Genomic DNA, 19,024 nt, shown 5'->3' with positions numbered 1-19,024 from the left:
TTGGACTGACCGACGCTCGGCGCCGTAGCGTCGTGCCGTGATCCCCGCAGCGCTCGCCGGCCTCGGCCTCGGCCTCTCCCTCATCGTCGCCATCGGCGCGCAGAACGCCTTCGTACTGCGCCAGGGCCTGCGGCGGGAGCACATCGTGGTCGTGATCCTGATCTGCGCGCTCTCCGACGCCGCGCTCATCGCGCTCGGCGTGGCGGGTGCGGGGTGGGTGTTCGACCGCGTGCCGTGGCTCGTCGACGTCGTGCGGTGGGCCGGTGCGGTGTTCCTGGCGGTGTACGGCGCGCTGGCTGCGCGGCGAGCGCTGCGACCCACGGGGCTCGCCGTGGCATCCGGGGATGCCACGGGCGCAAGCCTGCTCGCCGTCGCGGGCACGACGCTCGCCCTGACCTGGCTCAACCCGCACGTCTACCTGGACACCGTGGTGCTGCTCGGCTCGGTCGCGAGCACGCACGGGCAATGGCGCTGGGCGTTCGGCGCGGGCGCGATGCTCGGCAGCGTGCTGTGGTTTAGCGCGCTCGGGTTCGGTGCACGCCTGCTCGCGCCCGCCTTCGCGAGGCCGACCGCCTGGCGCGTGCTCGACGGCGTGATCGCCGTGGTGATGGTGGCGATCGCGGTGAGCCTCGTCGTGCCGCACTGAGCCGGGGGGGCGGCGGCGCGCGGCGAGAGTTGTGGTTGTGTGGCGGGAGTTATTCCGCATCCGGCGGGAGCAGTTCACGCGCGGCGAGAGGTGTTACTCCCGCCACGGGTCAACAACTCCCGCCACGCGCATGTCCGGCGGGCAGGTGCTGGCTAGAGTTCCACGCCGACGGCGACGGGCTCCGGTTGCAGCTCGATGCCGAACTGGGCGGCGACGCGGGTGCGGATGTAGCGCGCGAGCTGCGCGACCTCCTCGGCCGTGGCATCCCCTCGATTGGTGATCGCGAGGGTGTGCTTGCTCGAGATCGCCACGCGCGAGCCCGGCAGCCGGAAGCCGCGCGCGATCCCGGAGCGCTCGATCAACCACGCGGCGCTGAGCTTGACCAGGTCGGACTCCGGCCTCGGCGCGATGGGCTCGGCGCCGAGAGGCACGGCGACCGGTGACGGCTCGGGCTCGACCGGCCAGCGCGGAGCATCCACCGGCAGCCGTCGCGCGACGTTCTCGGGCACGATCGGATTGGTGAAGAACGAGCCGCAGCTGACCGAGTCCGGGTCGCCCGGGTCGAGCACCATGCCCTTCGACGCCCGCAGCTCGAGCACCCGCGCGCGGATGTCACGCAGCGGCGCGCTCCCGCCCATCGGCAGACCGAGTGCCGCGGCGAGCTGGGCGTAGCCGACCGCGCCGTGCGTCGAGGGCGTGAGTTCGAGCTCGATGGCGAGCACGACGCCCTGTCTGCCGCGCTTCAGCGCCGACGTGCGGTATCCCAGCTCGAGTTCAGAGGCCGGCACGTGCTCGATCTCCCCGGTCAGGTAGTCGAGGAACTCGATCGCGACCAGCGACCCGCCCACCTCCTGCCCGTAGGCCCCGATGTTCTGCATGGGAGCCGCACCCGCCGAACCCGGGATGCCGCCGAGCGCCTCGATGCCGGCGAGCCCGTGCTCGACCGCATAGTGCACCACCGCATCCCACGGCTCCCCCGCCTGCACGAGCAGTCGCGGCACCCCGTCGGTCGCGCGGTCGATGCCCCGCGAGGCGACGTGGATGACCGTGCCGTCGAAGCCCTCATCCGAGACCACCACGTTGCTGCCGCCGCCCAGCACGAGCCACTCGTCGCCGGCGGACCACACGCGGCGGGCGGCCTCCACGATCTCGTCCCGCGTCGTCGCGGTCACGAGTTCGCGCGCCGGCCCGCCGACCCGCATGGTGGTGAGTTCGGAGAGCAGCATCACGCGAAGGCGACCAGCACCTGCGCCTTGCCGAGCACGGTCTGGTCGGCGAACGTCACCGTGAGGTCGATGCGCGCGCCGCCGTCCTCCACCGCGCCGACCTTCGCGACGACCGTCACCGTCGCGCCGTCGATTGGGTCCACGAGCACGGGACGGGTGAAGCGCACCTGATAGTCCCGCACCCAGCCACGGTCGCCGAGCCAATCGACGACTGGCTGCACCGCGAGCCCCATGGTGAGCATGCCGTGGGCGAGCACACCCGGCAGCCCGACGGAGCGCGCGATGTCGTCACGGTAGTGGATCGGGTTGAAGTCGCCGGATGCCCCGGCGTACCGCACGAGGGAGTCGCGCGTGAGGTGGGTGGTGCGCTCGGCCACCACGTCGCCGACGGTGAGCTCAGTCATCCGCCCGCACCACCAAGGTCGAAATCGCGGTCACGACGTGCTCGCCTGCGGCGTCGACCATCGTCGACTCCGCCGTGACCATTGCGTTGCCGCCGAGCGTCTTCACACTCGTCACCGCGAGCGTGGCGGTGAGCTCGTCGCCGGCCACCACCGGGCGGGTGTAGCTGAAGCGCTGATCGCCGTGCACGACGCGGCTGAAGTCGATGCCGGCATCCGGCTCCGCGAGCAACTGCTGCAGCGTCGCCTCCTGAATCACGACGGGGAACGTGGGAGGAGCGACGACATCCGCGTACCCAGCGGCGACCGCGGCGGCGGGGTCGTGGTTCAGCGGGCTGGTGGCGAACACGGCTCGAGCGAACTCGCGCACCTTCTCGCGGCCCACGAGGTAGGGCGCGACGGGCGCGAAGGCTCGGCCCACGAGATCGGGGTTGACTGACACGCAGCCAGCCTAGCGACCGGCCGCGGCACGCGATCCTGCCCCGTGAAACCGAAAGCCCCGGTGACCGTGAGGTCGACCGGGGCCGGGATCTGAGGTGCTGCTGCCTACTGGCAGCTGTCGCACTGCAGGAGATCCATCGGGTCCATGGGAACGGCGTAGCCACCCACGGTGTCAGTCTCGTTGTCCATCGGAACCTCCCCTAAGTCTTCTCGTGTTCACCCGCTGTTTGCGGTGGATTATCACTATATAACCGGAATCACACGAATGTCATTCCCCTACATGTTGTGTTTCGGCGTGTCGCGAATCTCGGTCCAGGCTAGCGCGGGCCGCCGACATCCTGATCGCACGCCGAGAGTTCATCCGCAACCCCTCGACACGCGCCGGGCCGAGTGTTTGGATCGACACACAGCACCCGCTCCACCAAGAGCATCGCCCTGCATTCGACGAAGAACGCAAGGAGCAACCATGACGTTGACCCAGCCGCGACCCGCGCGCCAGCGACCCGCCGGCATCGTGTGGACCGTCGTGCAACCCGGACTCTGGGTGGGGCACCGCGACGGCGAGTTCGCCGGGATGATCGAAGCCGACACTCTCGGATTCGTCGCCTCCACGCACCTGGCGCGCACCATCGGCACCTTCCCGACGGTCGCGGAGGCGAAGGCGGCGTTCCAGCGGGACTGACCGGCGAAGGGCGGCGGCTGCGCGGCAATATACTGACGCAGCCCCACCCGCCATCGTCGAACCGGAGTTGCCCCGTTGTCATCCGAAACCCCCGTCACTGAGTCCTTCCTCAAGCGCCACATCGAGCTGATCATCGCGATCATGCTGGGCCTGATCGCCGTCGTGACGGCGTACGCCTCGTTCCAGAGCGCGCTCTACGACGGTCAGATGACGCAGAAGTACACGGTCGGCTCGAACCTCGCCACCGAGGCCGAGTCGATGTACCTCGAAGGCAACCAGCAGTACACGCAGGACGGGCAGTTGATCGTGCGACTGCGCGAGTTGCAGCTGGATGCCGCGGCCGGCGACCCCCTCGCTCAGGAGAAGTACGACACCATCTTCTTCGAGTCGGTCTCCCCCGAGCTCGAGGCGGCCATCGCCTGGGCCGACGAGCAGAACGCCTCCGACCCCGACTTCTACTACAGCCCGCTCAACAGCGAGGACTACCAGGCCGCACTGTTCGGCGGCTACGCCGAGAAGAGCGACCTCGCGGATGCCACGATCGCCGAGGGCGACGAGGCGAACGGCCTCAGCGACCGCCAGACGTTGAACACCGTGCTCATGGCCCTGTCGCTGTTCCTGCTCGGTATCGCCGCGATCGTGCGCAACTACCTCGTCAAGGTCGTGCTCAGCTCGGTCGCCGGTGCGATCTTCCTCGTCGCGCTCGTGCTGACGCTGACGATCCCCGCGCTCTGGCTGTAGCGATGAGGCGCCGGGCACGCACCCGGCGCCTCATCCCCAGCGATCAGCGCGGGATGTACGGCTCGACGTTCGTGAGCACGGTGCCGTCGCTGAGTTCCAGGTCGTAGCTGAGCGTCACCTCCGGTCCGCCACGCCCGCTCGGCTGGCCGATGCCGGAGAAGACGGCACCGGGCAACCATGCCGTGTATCGACCGTCCGCGACCGTCGCCTCGGCCGTGAGGTCGCCCGAGTGGATCGTGACCCCGACGACGTTCTCGCCGACGCCGCCGTTGACCATGGAGAGCGGGGAGCCGCCGATGGTGTCCTGCGAGATCGCGCCCTCGATGACCGTGCCGGCGGGCGGCACGATCGCGGGGCCGGACGACCCTCCCGATCCGCCGTGCACCTCCGAGACGGCCTCGGCGCCCAGGGGCAGCACCGCGAGGCACGAGACGGCGAGCTCGGGGTTCTCGCGCCAGAACAAGAGTCCGAGCACGTCGCCTCGGCGTTCGGCGAGCGCGAGCGGGATCTGATCGATGTCATCGACGAACCGCAACGTCGACCGGCAGGCCGCCTCGGCGACGCGCAGGTCGGCCGCGGTCGCGACGCTCGGCTCGGCGGTCCAGGACGCCACCGCGGCCGAACCGCGCCCCAGGCCCGGCACCACGACGATCGCCGCCGTCACCGCGGCGGTCGCGACCAGGGCTCCTGCGATGCGCCAGCCGATGGCGGCTCGGCGGCGGACGGGCGCCGCGGCCTCGCCGGCGACGATGCGTTCGAGCAGGGCATCCGCCCTGGCTCGCTGTGCCTCGCTCAGGCCGGTGTCGGCCGGATCGAGTGCCCGGATGGCGGAGTCGGTGAACTTCATTGCGCTTGCCTTTCGATCAGGGTGGTGTGAGCGGCCGCATCATCCCGAAGCAGCACTCGCAACGCGCGACGGGCCCGGGTGAGCCGCGCACGGTAGCTGACGGCGCTGATGCCGAGCACCACGGCCGCCTCGTTCGCGCGCAGCCCGTCGAGGATCGTGAGCGCGAGCGTCTCCTGCTGGGATGGCGTGAGCTGCTCCCACGCGCGCCGCACGTCGACGCTCGCGTTCACCCGCTCCGCGTGGTCGTCGGTCGACGGCACCGCGTGCGCGGCGAGCCGCACGCCCAAGGCGTTCCAGCGCGTCCGCGAGCGACGGGTGTTGAAGAGCACGTTGCGCGCCACTCCGAACGTCCACGCGCGCCGATCGCTCGGCTCCCGTGGCGCACGGTCGAAGCGCCGCCAGACGATCAGCATCGCCTCGGCGGCCACCTCCTCCGCCTCGGACGGCTCGACCCGTCGCTGTGCAAAGCGCAGGAGGTCCGGATACACCTCGCGGAAGAACGCGCGGTAATCCGCTTCGCTGGACGTTGGTTCGCTCACATCAAGGACATGTCCGGGGCGGGAGGGGATGTGACACATCGCATGCCCCGAGTTTCGCAGCCCACTCGCGGGCGCCGGAACGGCTGGGGCGGGATTCGACTCCCCGGCGGCGCACGGCCGTCACACCGCTGCGCGGTGCGCCGGAACCGGCGGCCGGGGCCCCACGCCAGAGCGGGGTCTCAATCCGCCCCACCCGAAGACGAAGAATGGCCCCGCAGGAGCGGGGCCATTCTTCGTCTGTAGCTGGGGCGGGATTCGAACCCGCGACCTCACGATTATGAGTCGTGCGCTCTCACCAACTGAGCTACCCAGCCACGCGGCATCCGCAGAAGAAAAACGGACCACCGAGCCCCCTGTGGGAATCGGACCCACTACCTCTTCCTTACCAAGGAAGTGCTCTACCAATGAGCTAAGGGGGCGCACAATCCGGGCAGAACGCCCGATGGCACCGTAAGAGATTAGCACCCCGCGGGGGCCCGCTCGGCGGTCGAGTGCGCAGAAGGCGTGTAAGCGCTTGCGATATCGTGGCCCAATGACGACCACCGACCCGGCCGACGCCAAGCGCACCCTCGTGACCACCGGAAGCGAGTGGTGGCGCACCGCGGTGATCTACCAGGTGTATCCGCGATCCTTCGCGGACTCCACGGGCGATGGAGTGGGCGACCTCGCCGGCATCACGAGCCGTCTCGGGGCGCTCGCCGAGCTCGGGGTCGACGCGATCTGGCTCTCGCCGTTCTTCCGCTCCCCGCAGAAGGATGCCGGATACGACGTCTCCGACTACTGCGACGTCGACCCGCTGTTCGGCACCCTCGCGGACTTCGATCGCCTGCTCGCCACCGCCCACGGGCTCGGCCTCAAGGTGATCGCCGACATGGTGCCCAACCACACCTCCGACCAGCACCGCTGGTTCCAGGAGGCACTGGCCGCCCCCGAGGGTTCGCCCGAGCGCGACCGCTACATGTTCCGCGAGGGCAAGGGGCCGAACGGTGACCTGCCGCCCAACAACTGGGAGTCCGTCTTCGGCGGATCGATGTGGGAGCGCGTGACGCGCCCCGACGGCACGCCCGGGCAGTGGTTCCTGCACATCTTCGACAAGACCCAGCCCGACCTCAACTGGGAGAACCCGTGGGTTCGCGAGCAGTTCAAAGACATCCTGCGGTTCTGGCTCGACCGCGGTGTCGACGGATTCCGGGTGGATGTCGCGCACGGCATGATCAAGCAGGCCGGCCTGCCCGACTACACCCCGCCCGCCGAGGGCGCCTCGATGGGCGGCGGGCAGCACGACGACTCCGTGCTCGCGCCCGCCATCGAAGACCCGACCGAGCCCCCGGACCCGCCCTACTGGGGTCAGGCGGGCGTGCACGAGATCTGGCGCGAATGGCACTCGGTGCTCGCCGAGTACGAGGGTGACCGTGTGCTGTGCGCCGAGGCCTGGGTGGACCCGCTCGAGAAGGTCGCCCTCTGGGTGCGGCCCGACGAGATGAGTCAGGCCTTCAACTTCGCCTACATGTTCACCGACTGGAAGGCGCCGGCGTTGCGACGCGTGATCAAGGAGTCGCTCGCGGCCTTCGAAGGCGTGGGTGCGCCGTCCACCTGGGTGCTCTCCAACCACGACGTCGTGCGTCACGCCTCGCGCCTGGCGTTGACCGCCGACAGCCCCCAGGGCGCAGGCATCGGGCCGCTCTCACCCGGCAAGCCCGACCCGGTGCTCGGGCTGCGTCGGGCGCGGGCCGCGACATCCCTGATGCTCGCCCTGCCCGGCAGCGCGTATCTCTACCAGGGCGAGGAGCTCGGGCTGCCCGAAGACATGGAGCTGCCCGACGAGGCCCGGCAGGACCCGACCTGGTTCCGCACCAACGGCGAGAAGTACGGTCGCGACGGATGCCGCGTGCCGATCCCCTGGGAGGCCGACAAGCCCGCCTACGGCTTCAACACCTCGGGCAAGAGCTGGCTGCCGCAGCCGGCCGACTGGGACCCGTTCGCCCGCGACACCCAGGTGGGCATTCCCGGCAGCACCCTCGAGCTCTACCGCACCGCACTGCGACTGCGCCGCGAGCTCGAACTCGGTGCCGGGCGCATCGAGTGGCTGAAGGGCTTCGGATCGTCGGTCGTCGCATTCCGCAACGGACCGGTCACGGTGCTGGCGAACCTCGGCAAGGTGCCGGTCGAACTGCCGATCGGCGAGGTGCTGCTCGCGAGCGAGGAGATCACCGGTGGCGTGCTGCCGACCGACACCACGGTCTGGATCGCGAACTGACGCTCAGTTGACCGCGTTCGCCTGCAGCCAGGCGTAGGGGTCGACGGGCACGCCGTCGATGTGCACCTCGAAGTGCAGGTGCGCGCCGTAGGCGCGACCCGTGTCGCCGACGAGACCGATGAAGTCGCCGACCTTGACCTCCTGGCCGACGGTGAGCGGGCTCGAGCCGGTCTGCATGTGCGCGTAGAGGCTCTCCACGTTCACGCCGCCCAGATTGTGCCGGATGATCACGTGGTTGCCGAACGACCACTGGAGCTCGGTGGCGGTCGTGACGATGCCGTCGGCGATCGCGTAGATCGGGGTGCCTGCGCCCGGGACGAAGTCGACGCCGTTGTGGAACTCGTTGTACTCGCGGTAGCCGAAACCGTCGGTGATCGGCACGGGATACGGGAACGGCCAACGCACCGCGCCGGTCGTCGCGGTGTAGGCGTAGCTGAGCCCGGAGTACTTCAGCCGCAGCAGTTCGGCGTAGGAGATCACCTCGAAGCCGTCGCGGGCCGTGGTGGCGCCCGCGACATCCGCGGAGACCTTCATCGACTGTCCGTCGACCGGCTCGGCCGTGGCTCCGGCGCCGGCCCCGGTGTGGAAGGTGTCGATGAACGCGTTCGCCGGCACGGACATGCCGACCAGCAGCGCAGCGGCACCGAGCAGCGCACCGAGCGAGAGGAACTTCGATCCGAAGCTCGACTTGGGCCGCTTGGCCTTGGTGAACTTGACCTTCACCTTGCGACCGCGCGGGGCGGTGCTCGCCTTACCGGCCCGCTTCGGGGCCGCCGCGAACGTCGGCGCGGCCGCGGGCTTGGCGGAGCGGCTCGGCGCAGGGGCGCGGTTGGCGCTGCGGGTCGGGAAGTCCTGGGCCGCCGTCGGCGCTGGCGCCTCGGTGCGGATCGCCACGTACTCCGGCGCCTGCAGGGGTGCGGATGCCGCGGCATCCCGCTCACGGGCCTGGCGCCGCGTCAACGGCTGGTCGCCCTGCACCTGGCTGTTCTGCGCCGCCGGCGCGGGGTCGAGCCCGAGGCGCGCGAACGGCGAGTCCGAATCGAACGTCACAGGCGCCCGCCGCGGGTATGCGAGGTCACCGGCGTCGGACTCGGGCTCAGTGACATGACGGGCGGAACTCCTCAAGCGGCGATCGTCGCACGGACGACGCGGTGCCGCGGTGTTCGGGTTGCATGACGCGCACATTTATAACGCGTCGATAACGGATTCACCCAGGGTACCCGCATCGTTCACGAACGCCAAGCGGTGGCGTCTCACTCGGAGAGGGCTGCCAGCATGTCCTCGAGCGCGCGGGCGACCTCCGGGTGCCCCGCCAGGATGAACTCCCGGCTCGGCGCGGCATCGCCCAGACCCTTCACCGTCGCGCCGGCCTCCCGGGCGACGAGCGCTCCGGCGGCATGGTCCCAGGGGCTCAGCGTGCGCTCGAAATAGGCGTCGAGCCGGCCCGCCGCGGTGAAGCACAGGTCGAGCGACGCCGTGCCGAGCCGCCGGATGTCGCGCACGTGCGGCAGCAGCGCGGCGATGAGCCCACCCTGCTCGCCGCGCACCTCGGAGGCGTAGGCGAAGCCGGTGCCGATCAGCGCCTGCGACAGCGGCACCGGCGGGGCCACCGCCAGACGCCGCTCGCCCAGGAACGCCCCGCCGCCCGCGGTCGCCGTGAACAGCTCGCCGCTGGCGGGGTTGACGACGCAGCCGGCGAGCGCGGTCCAGGTCAGCGGGTCGGGCTCACCCTCGACCACGGCGATGCTCACGGCGTAGTGCGGGATGCCGTAGAGGAAGTTCACCGTTCCGTCGATCGGATCCACGAGCCAGGTCAGCCCGCTCGAGCCCGCCTCGGCCCCGGACTCCTCGCCGAAGAAGCCGTCGTTCGGCCGGGCCTCGGCGAGGGCATCCCGGATCAGGCGCTCGGTCTCACGGTCGGCCTCGGTGACGATGTCGACCGACGACGACTTGGATGCCGCGACCTCCACCCCCTCGGAACGCCGCCGCGCGGCGAGCTCCCCAGCCCTCAGGGCGATGTCGCGGGCGATGGACAGCAGGTCGGTGTTCACGGGTTCAGCGTAGGCGGGTTGGCGTGACCGGCGGGGTCAGGGGGCCCGACCGACCACCCGCCACGCGAAGCGAAGAAGGGATTCGACTCCCACTGAGGTGCTCCGATCACCCGTCACACGAAGAAGGGCCCCGCCTGAGCGGGGCCCTTCTTCGTGTGGCAAGTGAGGGATTCGAACCCCCGAAGTTGAAAACGGCTGATTTACAGTCAGCTCCCTTTGGCCGCTTGGGTAACTTGCCGGGGCGCTTCCGACCACGTGGATCGCACCTGACCGAACGCGCTGAACAAGGATACAAGCTCCGGCGCCGTGGTGTGACCAGTAGGATCACCCTGTTCGCGAGGAGGTGGACCCGCATGACCGGCATCAACGCAGTCGCGCAACTCGCGGGCGTCTCCACGGCCACGGTTTCCCGCGCACTCAGCGGCAACGGGCACGTCTCCGAGGCCACTCGGCAGCGGGTGATCGCCGCGGCACTCGAGTTGCAATACGTCGTGTCATCCAGCGCTTCGGGGCTCGCGACGGGCCGCACGAAGAACGTCGGCGTCGTCATCCCGTTCCTCAATCGCTGGTTCTACGGCGCCGTGCTCGAAGGCGCGGAGAGCGCGCTGCTCAGCCACGGCTACGACCTCACCCTCTACAACCTGGGCGGCGGTGGCGAGGAGCGGCGCACGGTGTTCGAGCATTTTCTGCTGCGCAAGCGCGTGGATGCCGTGGTCGCCATCGCCCTGGAACTCACCGAGTCCGAGGTGGGCCGCCTGCACGACCTCGACAAGCCCATCGTGGGCATCGGCGGCTCCATCGAGGGCGTGCGCACGCTCAGCATCGACGACATCTCCGTCGCGAAGCTCGCCACCGAGCACCTGCTCGCGCTAGGGCACCGCACGATCGGCCACATCGGCGGCAACGTCGAATCGGAGATGGACTTCCACGTGCCCAGCAAGCGCCGCGTCGGTTTCGAGGAGGCGCTGCGCGAGTCGGGCATCACCCCCGACCCGCAGCTGTTCGAGTCGGCGGACTTCACACTGCCCGGCGGGTACGCGGCGGCCAAGCAGCTGCTGGGCAACCCGCACTCCCGCCCGACGGCGGTGTTCGCGGCATCTGACGAGATGGCGATGGGTACCATTCTCGCCGCGCGGGATCTGGGGCTGTCGGTTCCGGGGGATGTCTCGGTGATCGGCGTCGACGACCACGAGTTGAGCGAGTTCTTCGGTCTCTCCACGATCGCGCAGTTCCCGGCGCTGCAGGGCCGCATGGCGGTCGATCTGGTGATGGACCAGCTGAACCCCGGTCATCGCGACGCGGTGCTCAGCAACACCCCGCTGCCGTACGAGCTCATCGTGCGCTCCAGCACGGCGCGGCCGGCCTAGTCCTCTTCGGCGAGCAGCTCGAACTCGGCGAGCGCCAGCCCCCGCTCACCGCCCTCCAGCACCAGACGATAGCCGGAGCAGGCCGGGTGCGGTGCCACCGAGAACGGTCGGGTCTGCCGAGGCCAGCGGAACCGCTCGTCTCGGCGGACATCGATCGCGATCCAGCCATCGGCGGTGCACCCGTGCAGTTCCCAGCCCGTCGGCGCCATCGACGCTTCGGCGCAGGTCAGGGTGTAGAGCAGGATGCTCGACGGACCCTCGGCGAGCTCGAGCTCGACCGTGACGCGGTCGCTCTGGAACACCAGGTCGGTGCGTGCGTCGTCGTCGATGAGGGCTGAGGCGTCGGCGCCACCGTCCGTGCGCACCGTCGCGCCGCGCGTGAGATCGCGCAACGGCGACGGCAGCGGTGCGGGCGGCGGCACGATCCCCCAGGCCGAGGGCCGATCGCTCATGACGAAGCGGAGCACGCCGCCCGCGGCGATCCGCTCGTGGTCGATCCACGGGGATGTCAGGGGAACGCCGTCGAAGCTCACCTCGGAGACGTACGGTCGATCGGCGCCGTGCCGGTCCGCGATGACCGAGAGGACGCGTCCGGACTCGAGCCGCACGCGCGCGGCGGGGAACAACGGCGCGGTCACGGCGTAGCGCGCGGCGCCGAGGTGCAACGGGTAGAGGCCGAGGCATCCGAACAGGTGCCAGGCCGACATCTCGCCGTTGTCCTCGTCGCCGGGATACCCCTGCCCGATCTCATTGCCGCGGAACAGCCTCGTGAGCACATCGCGAAGCAGCTCCTGAGTGCGCCACGGACGCCCCGCGAAGAGGTAGAGGAACGGCATGGCGTGCGCAGGCTGGTTGCTGAATCCGAACTGCCCGAGCCTGACGTCGCGTGCCTCGGTCATCTCGTGGATGACGCCGCCGTACGTTCCCGCTTTCGTTCCGGTCTCCACGGTGCCGAAGTAGGCGTCGAGGCGCGCCGCGAGTTCGCGCTGGCCGCCGAAGACCTCCACGAGTCCTCCGCCGTCGTGTGGGGCGTGGAACGCGAAGGTCCAGGCGTTGGTCTCCGTGTACGGGCCGCCCCACTCCTCCGGGTCGAAGCCCGGCGGGTCCCAGGCTCCGTCCTCGCGTCGGGCGCGCAGGAATCCGGTCTCGGCGTCGAACAGGCGCCGGTAGGCCGACGAGCGGTGGCGCAGATACCGGGCGAGGTCTTCGAGTTCGCGGCGGCGCGCCCCGCTCGTGCGCTCGTCCCGGGCCAGGTGCTCGGCCAACGCCGCGATGCCGGCATCGTTGATCGCGTTCTCGGTGGTCCAGGAGGCGCTCTCGGTGACACCGCTCGGCACGTACCCGAGGAACGGGCTCACTGCCTGACCTTTGCGCCCGAGATTCGCGGCCGGGGGCACGACGGTCGCGCTCTTGAGCAGGGCCTCGAGCACTTCGTCGGCGTCGGCGATCGACACCGACTTGATGATCGCGTCGGCGAAGGCCACGTCGGCGCTCGTGCCGGTCATCAGGTCGGCGTGACCCGGCGAGGACCACCGCGCGATCCAGCCGCTGTCTCGGTACTGCTGCATGAACGCGTCGATCAGCGCCGAGGTTCGCGAGGGGTAGAGCAGCGCGTAGGCGGGCCACACCGTGCGATAGGTGTCCCAGAAGCCGTGGTTCACCGCCATGCGCCCGTCGCGCACCTGCGCCCCGGTGGTCGAGTCCGTCGACGGGCGCTGCGGCAGCACCGGACTGGCGTAGCGGTGCTCACCGGTCGGGGTGCATTCGTCGTACCAGTTCGGGTAGAGATTGAGCCGGTAGAGGTTCGAGTAGAGCGTGACGCGGTCGTCGTGCCGGGCGCCCTCCACCTCGATCACGCCGAGCACGCGATCCCACGCGTCCTTCGCCGCCCTCCTGACGGCGTCGTAGCCCTCCTCGGTCTCACGCAGGTTGAACTCCGCCTGCTCGATCGAGAGGTACGAGGTGGCGATGCGCAGCTCCACATCCCCGTCGAACTGCGCGACGAGCGCGGACTCCCGATCGGGGGCGACGTCGACGTGCACGGGGCGCCGGTCGAACCGCCCCGCGACGAACATCCTGCTGCGCCCGACCGAGAGGTCCGTGCCGCCGTCGACCCAACCGGACAGCCGACCGTCGGCGTCGATGTCGAATCGCGATTCGCCGGCGACCCTGTCGACGATCACGGCGAGATCGAACGATGCGCTGAACCGGAGGCAGGCGCCTCGCATGGTCGGAACCATCGCCGCCTCCAGACCGCAGTCGAAGACGACCCGATACTCGTGGGGGCGCGCCTGTTCGGCGGCGTGCCCGAAGGCGAGGGCGCGTGCGCTCGGGAGTGCGAGCACCTCGTCTCCGGCGCGAGCCGGCATGATCGCCAACTGGTCGCGATCGCCCATCCATGGGCTCGGCTGGTGGGAGATGCCCAGCGCCTCCAGGCGGGGCCGGTTGTCCGGTCCGTTCCCACTCGAGTACTGGTACAGCCACTTCTGCGACGTCGCGTCGGTCATCGGCACGAGCAGGTTGAAGCCGTTCGGCAGGGCGGTGGCCGGAATCGTGTTGCCGCGCGAGGCCGAGCGGCTCGAGTTCGTGCCCCGCCGAGTATCCACGAGCTCGGCGGGCGACAGGCCGACGGGTTCGTTCACCCGAGCGATCGAGACGTCGTCGATCCAGCCCCAAGAGACCCCGGCCCCGACCGCCACCAGCTCGACGGCGATCACCGTGCGACCCGCCATCGCCCCGAGGTCGACGACGACGAGATTCCATTGGTCCGGTGTGAGCGCACGTGCGGCCAACTGCCCGGCGGGATGCAGCGCAGCCCCGATCTGGTCGCGCAGCCCATGATCGGAGGCCCGAGACCCGTCGTCGAAGAGCAGGTCCAGGCTCACCCCGGTCGCGGCGAACGGTCGCTGCGATTCGGAACCGGGGAACACCAGATAACGCAGCTGGGAGTCGGGGTGCACGCGAACTGCGAGGGGGCTCGCGAGCACGACCGCATCGACCTGGCCCTCCTCCGCTTGATGCCGGAAGGCGAGTGCGTGCAGGCCCGTGAAGCCGCGCCCGAGCGCGGCCGTGCTGCCGCGGTCCGGACCGGAGTCCACCCAGGTGGCGAGTCCGGGCAGGGGCGGAGGCTCGGGGTCGTTCGCTCGCTCGAACGACTCCGCGTAGTCATCCCTCATCCCTTGACGGCGCCCACGAGCACGCCCTTCGCGAAGTGCCGCTGAAGGAAGGGGTAGACCAGCAGGATCGGCACGATGCTCAGCACCAGGATCGCCATCTGCAAGGACTGCTGGGGCAGCTGCGTCGCCTCGCCGCCCGCGCCGAGGGCGTCGCCGCCGAGGGGGCTGCCGTTGATCACGTAGGTGCGCAGGATCAACTGCAGCGGCCACATCGCGGTGTCGTTGAGATAGAGCAGCGCGTTGAAGAAGTTGTTCCAGTACGCGACCGCGTAGAACAGTCCGACCACGGCGATCACCGCGCCGGAGAGCGGCAGCACGATGCGCAGGAAGATGCGCACCTCACCGGCCCCGTCGAGCCGTGCCGACTCGAACAGGTCCTGAGGCAGGTCGAGGAAGAACGCCCGCATGATGATCACGTTGAAGGCGTTCACGGCGACGGGCAGGATGAGCGACCACCAGCTGTCGATGAGACCCAGCTGCGCCACCACGAGGTAGGTCGGGATCATGCCCGGGCTGAACAACAGCGTGAAGAGCACGATGAGCAGCAGCGGCTTGTGTGCGAACGAGCCGGGGCGAGCGAGCGCGTAGGCGAGCGTCGTGGTGCAGGCGAGCGAGACGGCGGTGCCGACGAGCGTGACCCCGATGCTCACCAGCACGGCCCGCGTGACCGTCCCGCCGGAGAGGATCGCCTCGTACGCGGCGAACGACGGATGCTCGGGCCAGAGCACGAAGCCGCCCGCCGCGTTCACCTGCTGGGGGTCCGCCAGGCTGGTGGAGATCACCATGACGAACGGGATCAGCACCACCGCACAGGCCGCGGCGAGCACCACCCCCTTGAGCGTCGACCACCCGATGGCCGCCGGCGTGCGCCTGCGACGACGTGACCGATAGGTGAGTGCCGTCATGATTGATACACGCCTCTCTCGCCGAAGAGGTGGGCGAGCTTGTTCGCACCCAGCACGAGCACGACGCTCACCACCCCTTTCACCAGGCCGACGGCGGCAGCCGTGCCCCATTCGCCGTTGATGATGCCGTTGTTGTAGACGTAGGTGTCGAGCACTTCCGACACCTCTCGACCCACGGATTGCTGTTGCAGCACGATCTGCTCGAAACCGACGGTGAGCACATCGCCGAGCCGCAGGATCAGCAGCAGCACGATGATGCCCTTGATGCCGGGGAGCGTGACATGCCAGGTCTGCTGCCACCGGTTCGCGCCATCCATGTCGGCGGCCTCGTAGAGGTTCGGGTCGATGCGCGAGAGCGCCGCGAGGAACAGGATCGAGGCCCATCCGACGTCTTTCCACGCCGCCTGGCTCGTGATGAGCGCCAGGAACATGTCGGGATTGCCGACGATGTCGAATCCCTCCGCTCCGATCGAGCGCAGCCAGGTGTTGAGCAGCCCGCCGTTGCCGAGCACGTTCTGGAAGATCGCCACCACGATCACCCACGACATGAAGTGCGGCAGGTACAGCACCGTCTGCACCACCTTCTTCACGGTGTCGTGCAGCAGCGTGTTCAGCGTCAGCGCGAGCGCGATCGGAAGTGGAAAGATCACGACGATCTGCACGAAGGAGATCAGGAGGGTGTTCAGCAGCGCCCTGACGAAGGCCGGGTCGCCATTGAAGAGGATCTCGAAGTTCTGGAACCCGACGAAGGGCGAGCTCCAGATGCCGATGTAGGGCTGGTAGTCCTGAAATGCGATGACGTTGGCCAGCAGCGGCACGTACTGGAACAGCAGGAGCAGAGCGATACCCGGTACCGCGAGCGCCAGGAGCACCCAGTCGCGGCGCAGCCGTGCCGATCGCGGCACGCGCCTGACGCTGCCGTCGTTTCGCGCCCGTGCGGCGCCAGTCCAAGTGGACCCGGTGGTGGTCATGTTCCTTCTCACGTCCTCGTGGAATCGGGGGGTGCCGGGGCGCCGGTGGTGGCGCCGAGCGTGTAGTGGCACGGCAGCAGCACCTGACGCTCGTAGGAGCCGGTCGGGTTGCGGATGATCTCGATGAGCAGCTGCACCGCCCTGCTGCCCATATCGGCGCGCGGCACGTTGAGCTGCGCCCAGTCCCGCGTCGTCGGCGAGTCGGCGGGCACGTCGACGAGCAGCACCACCGAGAGCTGTTCCGGGATGCCGATGCCGCCGATCGCCGCGAGGGTCTCGATCACCTTGAGCTGCGTCGCAGCCTCGATGAGCAGCGCCGTCACGCCCGAGCGCAGTTGGGCATCGAGCCACTCGGCGCTCAGCTCGTCCGGACTCAGAAAGCTCGGTGTCGGCGCACTGAGGCCGAAGCGCGTGAGCACGTCGAGGAAGCCGTTCCAGCGCTGCTCCTGGAGGGGCGTGCGCGATGGTTCGCCGAGGTATCCGATCCGGGTGTGGCCGAGGCCGAGCAGCTCGGCGGTGAGCTGACCGGTGGTGGTGCGATAGTCCGCACCGACGAAGTTGACGGAGCGTCCCTCGATCGTGCGCTCCCCGACGTAGACGAAGGGGTAGTTGTCGTCGATGAGCTTCGCCACGTCGTCGTCGTCCGTGCTGCGACCCAGCAGCAGGCTTCCGGATGCGTGCCGCAGTTCGTTGCGGCCCTCGGCGTACAGCCGGTGATCGCCGCCGGGCTGATGCAGGGCGGTGAAGAGGATGAGGTTGCATCCCTCGATCGCGGCCTGCTCCTCGATCGCCGTCAGGAACTGGGTGTAGTAGTCGCTCGACCGGGTGGGGAACACCCGCTCGAAGGTGTGCACGCCGAGTTGCAGGCGCCGACTGCGCGGCCTGGTTACCATCACAGGGCCGTCGTAGCCGAGGTCGGTCGCCGCCTTGATCACTCGCGCATAGGTGGCCGGCGACACCCGGGAGAGATCGCCTGAGCCGGCGAGCACCAGGGACACCGTGGATTGGGAGACGCCCGCGGCCCGGGCGATGTCGGCCTGTCGGGGCTGGATTGCACGATCACTCGTCATGGCACATTCTCTCCCGCCGACGCGGGGACGGCACTCGGGCTCCCGAGCAGTGCGCCGCGGTCCGACAGCGCCTGGGCGAGCCGTGCGTAGTCGATGTCGTGCAGGGCGGTGCCGCTCTCGATGCTCAGCGATGCCGCGGTGCCGGCGCTGTCGCCGATCATCATGAAGACCGGCTCCATCCGCACCGACGAGTAGGCCACGTGGGAGGCCGAGATCGCGGCGATCACGAGCAGGTTCTCGCACTCCTCCCGCACCGGCAGGATCGAGCGGTACGAGATGCCGAACGGGCCGACGAGCTCGACCTGCACATTGCCCTCGTTGATCACCCGGCCGTCGGCGACGTAACGACGCACGTGGTGCGAGTCCATCGTGTACGACGCCAGAGCGATCGGATCGTGCACGGCGTCGGGTTGCGAAGCGTCGCGCTGGGTGACCACACGTTCGCCGATCATCCGCCGCGCCTCGCGCACGTAGAGCTGCGGGGACCATCCTCCCGTGCCGACGAACTCGCGCGGCGAGAGCCCGAAGCGGTTCGCGACCTCTCGCACGGCGGCCGGCACGCGAGGGTCGTTGGCGAGGAAGAACAGCATCCCCGCCTGATACGAGACGTGATCGTCGAAGATCTCGCTGCGGCGCTCGAACGTGGCCTCGGGCCACTCCCACGAGCCGCCGATGTAGTCGCTGGAGACCGCGCCGTGGTTGTTCATGTCGTAGACGTCGTCGTGCACCAGCACGGTGCGGCCGGTGAGGTCGAACTCGCCGGTGCCGAGGTACCGCAGCAGCAGCTCGTAGCGCTCGGGTCGGTAGTCGTGCGGCCGCGGGAACGGCACGCGGTCGGCCGCGGTCGTGACACAGAGCCGGAAGTTGTACGCCTGCACACGCCGGTCGCCATCGCCGACCGTGCCGAACGGCGCGGCATCGATGCCTTCGAGCAGGCCGCTCGCGGGGTCGCCGACGCGGCGGTAGGGGTCCACCGGGGCGATGAACTGATGACCGTCGCCGGGCTGCGCGCCGGCCAGCGCCTCGTCGTACACCGACGCGTCCTCACGACCGACGGTGTAGCTGACTCCCGCCGCCGCCATCAGGTCGCCTTCGTAGCTCGCATCGATGAAAACGTCGGCCAGATAGCGACTGCCGTCGCGGGTGCGAAGCGCCGTGATCCTGGCCCCGCTGCGTTCGAGCTCGGCGAGCTGCTGGCGGCGCCGTACGGTGATGAGGGGATGACTCAACCACTGTTCGAAGACGTCCATGGCCACGTGCGGCTCGAAGAACCACCGCGGCGAGGACGAGCCGTACGCGTGCGCGATCGCGTCGTAGAAGGCGCGGGCGAGACCTCCGACGGTGCGCGCGTCGCCGACATCCGTCAGTCCGAGGCCACCGGTGGTCATGCCGCCGATGTGGTCGTCGAACACGAGGAGGGTGACGGACCGACCCTCGAGCGCTGCACGGCGCGCCGCCGCCACCCCGCCGGAGGTCGCGCCGTAGACGACGACGTCGCTGCGCCGCTCTTCGGCCGAGACCTCGGGTTCGAGCAGGTAGCGCACGCCCGGAAGCGCGCCGTGGTCCTTGGTCACCTGCGGTCCTTTCGTGACGACGATGTCGGGTACGGACCTTGTCTAGCAAGTTGTTCGGCGATACGCAAGCTAGTTATGACCAATTACTTGCATCTAGCGAACCCCGAAAAGAATGCTTGACATGGCCGTT

At 69.4% G+C, this 19,024-nt stretch carries 17 protein-coding genes and 3 tRNA genes; 5 read left to right on the top strand and 15 right to left on the bottom strand.

Annotation, left to right across the window (positions count from 1 at the left end):
• The first annotated feature begins 40 nt into the window (after window positions 1-40).
• Window positions 41-646 (top strand): LysE/ArgO family amino acid transporter, encoded by a 606-nt coding sequence (locus tag PYV02_RS02755; RefSeq protein ID WP_275756028.1) that lies wholly within the window; start codon window positions 41-43, stop codon window positions 644-646.
• A 152-nt stretch (window positions 647-798) separates the two neighbouring features.
• On the opposite strand, the gene PYV02_RS02750 is transcribed toward PYV02_RS02755, so the two are convergent.
• From PYV02_RS02750 to PYV02_RS02740, 3 genes are read right to left on the bottom strand one after another with little or no spacing between them, the layout of a single operon-like run.
• A complete protein-coding gene (locus PYV02_RS02750; protein WP_275755945.1) occupies window positions 799-1,872 on the bottom strand; it encodes a UDP-N-acetylmuramate dehydrogenase in 1,074 nt (357 codons plus the stop codon).
• Entirely contained in the window at window positions 1,872-2,276 is a 405-nt protein-coding gene (locus PYV02_RS02745; RefSeq protein ID WP_275755943.1) for a MaoC/PaaZ C-terminal domain-containing protein, read from the bottom strand. The genes PYV02_RS02750 and PYV02_RS02745 overlap by 1 nt, the downstream gene beginning before the upstream one ends.
• Window positions 2,269-2,715 (bottom strand): FAS1-like dehydratase domain-containing protein, encoded by a 447-nt coding sequence (locus PYV02_RS02740; RefSeq protein ID WP_275755941.1) that lies wholly within the window; start codon window positions 2,713-2,715, stop codon window positions 2,269-2,271. Before PYV02_RS02740 ends, PYV02_RS02745 begins: the two co-directional genes overlap by 8 nt.
• 465 nt (window positions 2,716-3,180) lie before the next feature.
• On the opposite strand from PYV02_RS02740, the gene PYV02_RS02735 reads away from it, so the two are divergent.
• Both PYV02_RS02735 and PYV02_RS02730 read left to right on the top strand, forming a co-directional pair.
• The gene (locus tag PYV02_RS02735; RefSeq protein WP_275755939.1) at window positions 3,181-3,396 is read left to right on the top strand and encodes a hypothetical protein; all 216 of its coding nucleotides are present in this window, start codon (window positions 3,181-3,183) and stop codon (window positions 3,394-3,396) included.
• Window positions 3,397-3,471: 75 nt separating this feature from the next.
• Window positions 3,472-4,137, top strand: a complete 666-nt coding sequence (locus PYV02_RS02730; protein WP_275755938.1) for a hypothetical protein — start codon at window positions 3,472-3,474, stop codon at window positions 4,135-4,137.
• Between the two features lie 43 nt (window positions 4,138-4,180).
• Here the strand turns inward: PYV02_RS02730 and PYV02_RS02725 are convergent, their stop codons facing one another.
• From PYV02_RS02725 to PYV02_RS02710, 4 genes are all read right to left on the bottom strand, one after another.
• A complete protein-coding gene (locus PYV02_RS02725) occupies window positions 4,181-4,984 on the bottom strand; it encodes a hypothetical protein (protein WP_275755936.1) in 804 nt (267 codons plus the stop codon).
• A complete protein-coding gene (locus PYV02_RS02720; RefSeq protein WP_275755934.1) occupies window positions 4,981-5,523 on the bottom strand; it encodes a sigma-70 family RNA polymerase sigma factor in 543 nt (180 codons plus the stop codon). Before PYV02_RS02720 ends, PYV02_RS02725 begins: the two co-directional genes overlap by 4 nt.
• A 240-nt stretch (window positions 5,524-5,763) precedes the next feature.
• Window positions 5,764-5,837, bottom strand: a tRNA-Met gene (locus tag PYV02_RS02715).
• Between the two features lie 33 nt (window positions 5,838-5,870).
• Window positions 5,871-5,942 (bottom strand) — tRNA-Thr (locus tag PYV02_RS02710).
• A 113-nt stretch (window positions 5,943-6,055) separates the two neighbouring features.
• On the opposite strand from PYV02_RS02710, the gene PYV02_RS02705 reads away from it, so the two are divergent.
• Window positions 6,056-7,780, top strand: coding sequence for a glycoside hydrolase family 13 protein (locus tag PYV02_RS02705; RefSeq protein ID WP_275755932.1), 1,725 nt, complete (start codon window positions 6,056-6,058; stop codon window positions 7,778-7,780).
• A gap of 3 nt (window positions 7,781-7,783) precedes the next feature.
• Here PYV02_RS02705 and PYV02_RS02700 read toward each other — a convergent pair whose 3' ends face one another.
• The 3 genes from PYV02_RS02700 to PYV02_RS02690 form a co-directional block, all read right to left on the bottom strand.
• Complete coding sequence (locus PYV02_RS02700) at window positions 7,784-8,830, bottom strand: M23 family metallopeptidase (RefSeq protein WP_275755930.1); 1,047 nt, start codon at window positions 8,828-8,830, stop codon at window positions 7,784-7,786.
• A 203-nt stretch (window positions 8,831-9,033) separates the two neighbouring features.
• Window positions 9,034-9,831 carry an inositol monophosphatase family protein gene (locus tag PYV02_RS02695; protein WP_275755929.1) on the bottom strand — a complete coding sequence of 266 codons (798 nt, stop codon included), beginning with the start codon at window positions 9,829-9,831 and terminating at the stop codon, window positions 9,034-9,036.
• A gap of 156 nt (window positions 9,832-9,987) precedes the next feature.
• Window positions 9,988-10,069 (bottom strand) — tRNA-Tyr (locus PYV02_RS02690).
• A gap of 115 nt (window positions 10,070-10,184) precedes the next feature.
• On the opposite strand from PYV02_RS02690, the gene PYV02_RS02685 reads away from it, so the two are divergent.
• On the top strand, window positions 10,185-11,198 hold the full coding sequence (locus tag PYV02_RS02685; RefSeq protein WP_275755927.1) for a LacI family DNA-binding transcriptional regulator: 1,014 nt from the start codon (window positions 10,185-10,187) through the stop codon (window positions 11,196-11,198).
• Here PYV02_RS02685 and PYV02_RS02680 read toward each other — a convergent pair.
• From PYV02_RS02680 to PYV02_RS02660, 5 genes are all read right to left on the bottom strand, one after another.
• Window positions 11,195-14,374, bottom strand: coding sequence for a GH92 family glycosyl hydrolase (locus PYV02_RS02680; RefSeq protein ID WP_275755925.1), 3,180 nt, complete (start codon window positions 14,372-14,374; stop codon window positions 11,195-11,197). The two genes, PYV02_RS02685 and PYV02_RS02680, sit on opposite strands and share 4 nt — an antisense overlap.
• Window positions 14,371-15,279 carry a carbohydrate ABC transporter permease gene (locus PYV02_RS02675; RefSeq protein ID WP_275755923.1) on the bottom strand — a complete coding sequence of 303 codons (909 nt, stop codon included), beginning with the start codon at window positions 15,277-15,279 and terminating at the stop codon, window positions 14,371-14,373. The genes PYV02_RS02680 and PYV02_RS02675 overlap by 4 nt, the downstream gene beginning before the upstream one ends.
• Window positions 15,276-16,184 (bottom strand): ABC transporter permease, encoded by a 909-nt coding sequence (locus PYV02_RS02670; RefSeq protein WP_275755921.1) that lies wholly within the window; start codon window positions 16,182-16,184, stop codon window positions 15,276-15,278. Before PYV02_RS02670 ends, PYV02_RS02675 begins: the two co-directional genes overlap by 4 nt.
• A gap of 74 nt (window positions 16,185-16,258) precedes the next feature.
• Complete coding sequence (locus PYV02_RS02665; protein WP_275755919.1) at window positions 16,259-17,320, bottom strand: LacI family DNA-binding transcriptional regulator; 1,062 nt, start codon at window positions 17,318-17,320, stop codon at window positions 16,259-16,261.
• Complete coding sequence (locus PYV02_RS02660; RefSeq protein WP_275755917.1) at window positions 17,317-18,894, bottom strand: FAD-dependent oxidoreductase; 1,578 nt, start codon at window positions 18,892-18,894, stop codon at window positions 17,317-17,319. Before PYV02_RS02660 ends, PYV02_RS02665 begins: the two co-directional genes overlap by 4 nt.
• Window positions 18,895-19,024: the final 130 nt, after the last annotated feature.

It is taken from the genome of Antiquaquibacter metalliresistens (assembly GCF_029211225.1).
GTDB classification, from domain to species: domain Bacteria; phylum Actinomycetota; class Actinomycetes; order Actinomycetales; family Microbacteriaceae; genus Rhodoglobus; species Rhodoglobus metalliresistens.
The sequence above is the reverse complement of the archived record's forward strand: the minus strand, read 5'-3'. Positions and strand labels throughout refer to the sequence as shown.

Bases quoted from the DNA above. Each gene is read 5' to 3' on its own strand.
- PYV02_RS02750 (WP_275755945.1), bottom strand. From the start codon at position 1,872: ATGCTGCTCTCCGAACTCACCACCATGCGGGTCGGCGGGCCGGCGCGC.
- PYV02_RS02745 (WP_275755943.1), bottom strand. From the start codon at position 2,276: ATGACTGAGCTCACCGTCGGCGACGTGGTGGCCGAGCGCACCACCCAC.
- PYV02_RS02735 (WP_275755939.1), top strand. From the start codon at position 3,181: ATGACGTTGACCCAGCCGCGACCCGCGCGCCAGCGACCCGCCGGCATC.
- PYV02_RS02725 (WP_275755936.1), bottom strand. From the start codon at position 4,984: ATGAAGTTCACCGACTCCGCCATCCGGGCACTCGATCCGGCCGACACC.
- PYV02_RS02705 (WP_275755932.1), top strand. From the start codon at position 6,056: ATGACGACCACCGACCCGGCCGACGCCAAGCGCACCCTCGTGACCACC.
- PYV02_RS02685 (WP_275755927.1), top strand. From the start codon at position 10,185: ATGACCGGCATCAACGCAGTCGCGCAACTCGCGGGCGTCTCCACGGCC.
- PYV02_RS02680 (WP_275755925.1), bottom strand. From the start codon at position 14,374: ATGAGGGATGACTACGCGGAGTCGTTCGAGCGAGCGAACGACCCCGAG.
- PYV02_RS02675 (WP_275755923.1), bottom strand. From the start codon at position 15,279: ATGACGGCACTCACCTATCGGTCACGTCGTCGCAGGCGCACGCCGGCG.
- PYV02_RS02665 (WP_275755919.1), bottom strand. From the start codon at position 17,320: ATGACGAGTGATCGTGCAATCCAGCCCCGACAGGCCGACATCGCCCGG.